The sequence below is a fragment of the Bacillus sp. CH30_1T genome (assembly GCF_008364765.1).
Lineage (GTDB): Bacteria > Bacillota > Bacilli > Bacillales > Bacillaceae_B > Rossellomorea.
Map to the genome: position 1 here is coordinate 1 of NZ_VTUY01000024.1, position 6,585 is coordinate 6,585.

At 38.1% G+C, this 6,585-nt stretch carries 7 protein-coding genes; all 7 read right to left on the reverse strand.

Annotated features, from left to right (window positions below; genetic code table 11):
* On the reverse strand, positions 1 to 198 hold a 198-nt coding region (locus F0342_RS24355; protein WP_149158280.1), incomplete at its 3' end, for a helix-turn-helix domain-containing protein.
* Positions 199 to 328: 130 nt separating this feature from the next.
* Complete coding sequence (locus F0342_RS24360) at positions 329 to 1,084, reverse strand: 3'-5' exonuclease (RefSeq protein WP_149158281.1); 756 nt, start codon at positions 1,082 to 1,084, stop codon at positions 329 to 331.
* Positions 1,084 to 3,000: a DUF294 nucleotidyltransferase-like domain-containing protein gene (locus F0342_RS24365; protein ID WP_149158282.1), complete on the reverse strand. Its 1,917-nt coding sequence runs from the start codon at positions 2,998 to 3,000 to the stop codon at positions 1,084 to 1,086. Before F0342_RS24365 ends, F0342_RS24360 begins: the two co-directional genes overlap by 1 nt.
* A 205-nt stretch (positions 3,001 to 3,205) precedes the next feature.
* A complete protein-coding gene (locus tag F0342_RS24370) occupies positions 3,206 to 3,736 on the reverse strand; it encodes a D-glycero-alpha-D-manno-heptose-1,7-bisphosphate 7-phosphatase (protein WP_149158283.1) in 531 nt (176 codons plus the stop codon).
* A gap of 200 nt (positions 3,737 to 3,936) precedes the next feature.
* Complete coding sequence (locus F0342_RS24375; protein ID WP_149158284.1) at positions 3,937 to 5,130, reverse strand: class I SAM-dependent rRNA methyltransferase; 1,194 nt, start codon at positions 5,128 to 5,130, stop codon at positions 3,937 to 3,939.
* Positions 5,131 to 5,251: 121 nt separating this feature from the next.
* Positions 5,252 to 6,085: an alpha/beta hydrolase gene (locus F0342_RS24380; protein WP_188048689.1), complete on the reverse strand. Its 834-nt coding sequence runs from the start codon at positions 6,083 to 6,085 to the stop codon at positions 5,252 to 5,254.
* 299 nt (positions 6,086 to 6,384) lie between these two features.
* The coding region (locus F0342_RS24385) for a transposase (RefSeq protein ID WP_188048658.1) at positions 6,385 to 6,585 on the reverse strand (201 nt) is incomplete at its 5' end.

Below are 6,585 nucleotides of genomic sequence, written 5' to 3' on the forward strand. Positions count from 1 at the left end.
ATAAGAATATTGTTTACCAAGAGGTTGAGCAAAACGATGAGCCTCACCATTCTTGAACCATTTCACCCAGGTCTTAATCTGAGATCGATTCTTAATCCCGAACATCTCCATTAGCTCTTGATTTGAATGTTTACCTTCTAATTTTAAACGGACAACTTCTTTCTTAACTTCTTCTGGATAGGACATTTTATTACCCATAGAAAAAACACCTCCAAATGTAAATGAATTATTTACTACTTGAAGGTGTTTTATTCAGTCTCATATTATTAGGTCTCTCTAAATTCCCTCAAGCGTTTTTTTCTCATTTATCAGGAGGGAAGAGTTCAAATCAGAACCCCGAGCTTGTCTCCTCCAGTATAAATTCATTCAATCCCCGTATCGTATGAACTTCTTGCTGATAACAGATTTTTAAAAGTTCTTCAAAGATTTCGGCTGTCATGATAGCGTCATTCAGAGCATGATGTCTAGTCCTGTAATCGATGTCAAACCGTTTTACAAGGGCGTCCAGGTAGCAATCGTCCCGTTCCAATAATCCATTGGCAAGCGAAAAGGAGTCAACATATTCAGGATCAAATGAAGGGAGCTGCCATTTATAAATCCGTTTTTGGAGAAAATTTATGTCGAAACTGGCTGGGTGAGCGACAAGGATCGTTCCTTTACTGAACTCAATAAATCGCTCCAATCCGATAGGTAACGTAACACCATTCAGAAAGTCTTTTCGTCTCAGACCTGTAAATCGCTTCGTATCCCTCGACACCGTTTGAAGGGGATTGATGACCTGATAGAATGTGTCTCCACGTTGAACTTTACCTTCCTTAACCTTTACCGCTCCGATCGAGATGATTTCATCCCCTACCTCCGGAAAAAAGCCTGTTGTCTCCAGGTCAAATATGGTAAAGTCACAGTCGAACAAATGTTTTTGCTGAAGTGTGGGTTTTTCTTCTTCAAACTCTTTTAGTGCACGAGATAATTTATGGTAAGAAAGCTTTTCTTTTTCCCGTTTCACTTGAAAGCGAAAGAAAAATTGCTGCCATAAATAATATTTCAGAATGCGGTAGCCCACATTAATTCCAATATCATTCATTAAACCACCCGGTTCCTATTAAAACTAATTTCCATCACTTGTTGAAGTCGATTAGCAATCTGGATGGATTCTTTTAATTTCTGACGATCCTCTTTTGAAAGAGTACGTACATCAATATCATTACTTAATGGTTTTCCTTCAATAAGTTCAAGAAGGTTTTGTTTTGTACGGAGAGTGAGAAGAATATGCATAGCTGTTTTTACATTTTCAGCATCCCTTGGATGGAATGCCTGCATCTTCTTCAATGCTTGAACCCTCTTTATGGTATTTACTTCTTTTATTCCGTATTTTACAGAATGAATGCGAATCATATTGACGATTTGCAAAAGCCCCGACTTTTTAATGTTAAACAAATGATTCCTGGGCTTCAGGTTCACTCGTCCCAAAGGGCCTACAGGAAGTTTAAAACGAAGGGCATCTTTTCTTAATAGTTGTTGCATATTAAGAGACCGTTTCGATTTTTCCGCTAAATAATTTCGAATTTCCTCTGCGATGGAGTAATCACCATAAATGGGGCGGAAATCATAAAACATCGTAATGTTTTGAACTTCCTGTGCATCTATTTCATATAGCCATTCATCAATTGCCTTTTTCCAATCAGTATAAGATCGTTTCCATTTCTGTTCCTTCGCCATGATTCCGCCAGTACATTCAGGAAAACCGCATGCAGCAAGCTTTAAATTGAGTTTTTCGGTGAATGCCTGGAAGTACAAATCAACCTTTTTAAGATCGGACAAGTGGTTATAATCATCAAGAATGATTCCATTATCTTGATCTGTATGAAAGCCTTGTTCACTTCTTCCTTGACTGCCCATTACGATAAAACAATAATTGATAGGCGCAGATCCGAATCCTTCCTGACGCATTTCTTTTTCAGTTAATTGAATGATTTTTCGGTGCAGACGATCATTATAGTTTGAGATGACTTCGCAAATATCGTAGCCAAAACTATCTTGGAGGAGTAGATCTTGAATGAACTGTTGAAAAGTCTTACTTTTCACAGTTGCCAGTTCTACCAATTCGTGGTTCGAAACGGCTTTTTGGATTTTATAAGAGAGATCCAAGTAATTTGAATCCTGTATATTGAGAAATGAAGTACTGGTCAGTACTCCCACAACTTCATCGTTGCGAATAATGGGTACAAAATCCACTTCTTCATGCTTGAAATAAGAAAGGGCTTCATATGCAAAGGATTCATCACGAATCCAAAACGGTTTTTTCTTCATCCAGTCTTTTACTGATTCACTGAAAATCGGGTTTGTAATATAAGACAGGATTTCACGTTGAGTAAGAATGCCTTGCATTTTTTTCTCTTCATCAACTACCACTAGGCCATATGTATCTTCTTCTTTCATCTTTCTGGCTGCGTCAAGAACAGAGGTATTTTCGTCAATAAAGGTGGGGCGATCCATTAACGTATGCACTTTAGTTCGAAACAGGTTGATATTTTCGTCGTCGGATTCAGTGGCTGATTTCACCTTTATTTCATCGTACAATGTTTTCATACGATTTCCGATGCTTTCGAAGATGATTTTTGAAAAATCATTGTTCTTGGTCATAATCTCCAATAGTCGATCCTTCTGAATGCGGAACACGGTACAATCCTCTATTGCCTGTACGGAAAAAGTCATTTGACCGCTTGTAAGCATAATCATTATCCCAATCAAGTCTCCAGGATAATAGAATCGAAGGGAATACTGTTTGCCGCTTGAACGATGGAGAACATTCTTCGCAAGTCCCGAGACAAGGAAGTATATATCAAGTTCTTCTACCGTTTCATCTTCATGAAAAAGGAATTCGCCCTTCTTGAAAGTGGTGTATTTAGAACCGGATATAATGTAATCTAACTGTTCAGTAGTCAGAACATCAAAGGGATAGTGATCTCGTATAATTTGTAATAATTCCTGCTGGTTCATCGAATACCTCCCGTTCTCAATAGTCCCATAGTACTTTACCATAGAATTCCCTATTTTGAAAACGATAAAACGGGATCTTCCGGAAGTCCTGATGGAGGTTTGAATGGAAGTATTGAAGGGTCGAATTTATTAAATCTTCACGATATCGATTAATGATCAAAAGGAATGAGAAAAAGGTGTCCCGTTTTTGGGGCACCTTCGGGAATTACTTAATAGTGAGGATAAATTCAGCAGCATCCATTAAGTTAGGAAACTTGTGATCGGCGTCATATAAATGAGAGGGGCTGTCTGAAAGTAAGATAGTGGTGCATCCCGCTTTGCGACCAGCTTTAATATCTACCTCGCGATCACCTACCATATACGATTGGGCAATATCTATATCATGCTTTTTGGCAAGGTCCAAAAGCATCCCTGCTTCAGGCTTCCTACACTCACAACCCTCGTGCGGCTTGTGAGTACAACAGGAAACCTCTTGAATGAATCCACCGGCCCTTTTGATTTCTTTTAACATATGATCATGAATGGATTGAAGTTGTTCATGAGATAGATATCCTAACCCAACGCCTCCCTGGTTGGTAACGACGAAAATTATGAACTCAGAATCAGTCAATAATTTAATAGCTTCAAGGACTCCCTCCAGGAAATAAAATTGATCGGGACGATTAACAAATGTTACTCTCTCTGTTTTCACCTCGTTGATTACTCCATCTCGATCAAGAAAAACAGCTTTTTTCATCAGTAGACCTCCTTATTCGATCTTTTTCTCCAACAAATCCTTGCGACATGTCGCTTTATGCGGTTTCCGAGGAAATAATGACAGATTATTCTGTCATCTATGGAAAGAATAAACCTAAACGCATTAATTGAATCTTATCACCTTTTCTTTATATAAAGACTTGAGGAGGGACGGACCTTTTAAAGGTACGTCCCTATCCCTTATAGTTTTTGAATAAAGGCGACTTTAAGGTAATCACTTTGTTTGTATTGACTGAGGGTTTTAAAGTCTTCCGGCAGGGTGTATTCTTCGAGTATTTTATATTTTCCGTTGGTTTCTTTAAAGGCTGTTTCAATAAAGCTTTTGAATTTCTTCATATTGAAGGTGCTGCAATTAGTGGATGCCACAATGGTACCCTGTTTTTCAGTAATGGCAATCGCTTCTTTTAACAAATCTTTATAATCCTTAGCTGCACTGAATGTATGTTTCTTTGAGCGGGCAAAGCTTGGCGGATCGAGGATCACAAGATCAAAGGAGAGTTCTTTTTTTACGGCATATTTAAAGTATTTAAAGACATCTTCCACAATGATGTTTTGTGCTTCGTAATCGATCCCATTAATACTGAATTGTTCAATCGTTTTACTTAAGCTGCGATTAGCGAGGTCAACGCTGGTTGTTTCCAGGGCACCACCGAGTGCAGCGAAAACCGAAAATGCTCCTGTGTAAGAGAACGTATTCAATACACGTTTTCCTTCAGAGTACGAGTCACGAATTCGTTTACGCACTTCACGTTGGTCAAGAAAAACCCCTACCATTGCGCCGTCATTTAAATAGATGGCAAATTGAACGCCATTTTCCTTGACGAGAAGGGGGAAAGAAGGGCGGGTTCCTTCAACGAAATCATCTTCTTCCACATATTTTCCTTCCTGTGCAAATCGCTTTTTCTGATAAATGCCTTTGTAATCCGTTAATTCTCTTAACCCTTGCATCACTTCTTCCTTAAAGGCATAGGCTCCTTTTGAATACCATTGAACGAGGTAGTATCCATCAAAGTAGTCAATGGTGATGCCTCCAAATCCGTCTCCTTCACCATTAAACACTCGAAATGCTGTCGTATCTTCACTATAAAAGAAGTGAAGACGTTGATTTATGGCAGCTTGAAGCTTTTTTAAGATAAAGTCTTTATCAATTGCTTCTTGTTCCTTCCAACTCAGAAGCCATCCGATTCCTTTGTTCTGTATTCCCGAGTAGCCTTTGGCGATAAAGCCATTGTTATTGTCTACAAGTTTGAGAATATCTCCTTCTTGAATATTCTCAATCGATGATATTACATTTTCTTTATTGAGAAGGGGAAATCCTTTTTGGAAATGTTGTATGTATTTTGGGTTTGCTTTAATGATTCTTTCTTTTGTCATTCTACTCATCCTAACCTTGAGGTTTAGTCTTGTGTAGTATAGAACGTAAAGAAAGTTTACGCAACTGCACATTAAAAAACTTCCCTATTCAGATATAAAACTATCTGAAAAGGGAAGCAGGTCATTTACCCCATAAGTGATCTCCTACAAGCCGGTCTACTTTTATCGTTTCATGTAAGCCGCTATGAGAAATGGATGGATCATACACGATCCTGGATTGATATTGGTTTTTTTTAAATAATGATTGACTACCTATAGCACTTTGAACATTCACCACATCATCACCCGATCCTGCTATGGATAATACGTTAATATCGGAAGGGATTAAATGGCGATTCAAAAACAATTTCTTCAATGCACGAGATTCAGGTTTTAAGTCTATAACAGCTGCACCTGTATTGATTTGATCATAGGATTCCTTCGTAACCCCAAGGAAAGGGGTAGCAATCGTAATAAATTTATGGGTATGCGGGACAAACGAGCTATCCCTGGTATTTAGAATATATTTTGTTGACGCAAGGCCACCCATGGAGTGTCCCACAATATTTACATTTGAAACATCAAACTGATGATGTAAGAGCTTCATGGCATTTTCTAACCAAATCGCCTGTTTCTCCAATGATGCCCGATTATCTTCAAAAATGACTTGAACAAGTGGAGGTGAAGTGGGATTGGTGGAAAGAGATCCTTTATAAACAACGCTGCCATTCTCAGACACATAAATCTCCAACGTTTTTTGACCCCAGCCATGCTGGTTTTCAAATCGTTCCAGCATCGTTCTGAAAGAATTATATGTACCTTTGTACCCGTGCACAAAGACAGTGGGATATTTTTCTTCAACGGTTAAGGGTTTTTCACTGGATTGTACATTTGTAGTGCGAAATATTATATATAAAGTGAAGAAAGAGATAATGATGCCACTCCATAAAAACGAATGTTTGTGATTGATCGACAAGGAAATCGCTCCTTTAAAAAAGGTATACTTCTATTGTAAAGTATTCGTGAAGTATTGAATATGTTAAAAAAGAAATTTGTTTGTCATATTACATGTAACTTTTACCAATTACCGGGCAAAAATTTATATTATTAACCCTTTTTTCAAAAGCGTGATAGAGAGAAAAACAACTTGTTAACGAAAACCTCAATAAAAAAAGGCTTAAATAAATTATTTAAGCCTCAGACCGTAGACAAACCCCACCTTTGCATTTAAGCGAAGATGGGGTTTTCTGTTATTTTAAAAGATTTTTCTTTTTTTTAGGCTGGACATGGTCCTCGCCATGTCCAGTTTGCCAATTTCTTAAGATTCATGGCAGCAAACGTAAGCATCGCCTGCATTGAAACTTTTTTAAGACCCCTTAAGGTCGTCCAACGCATGCCATGCTTTTCTTTTGCGTCCGCAAAGACTCGTTCGATCGTTTCTTTGCGTTTCGCATATAGAGTTTTATTAAGTTCTGT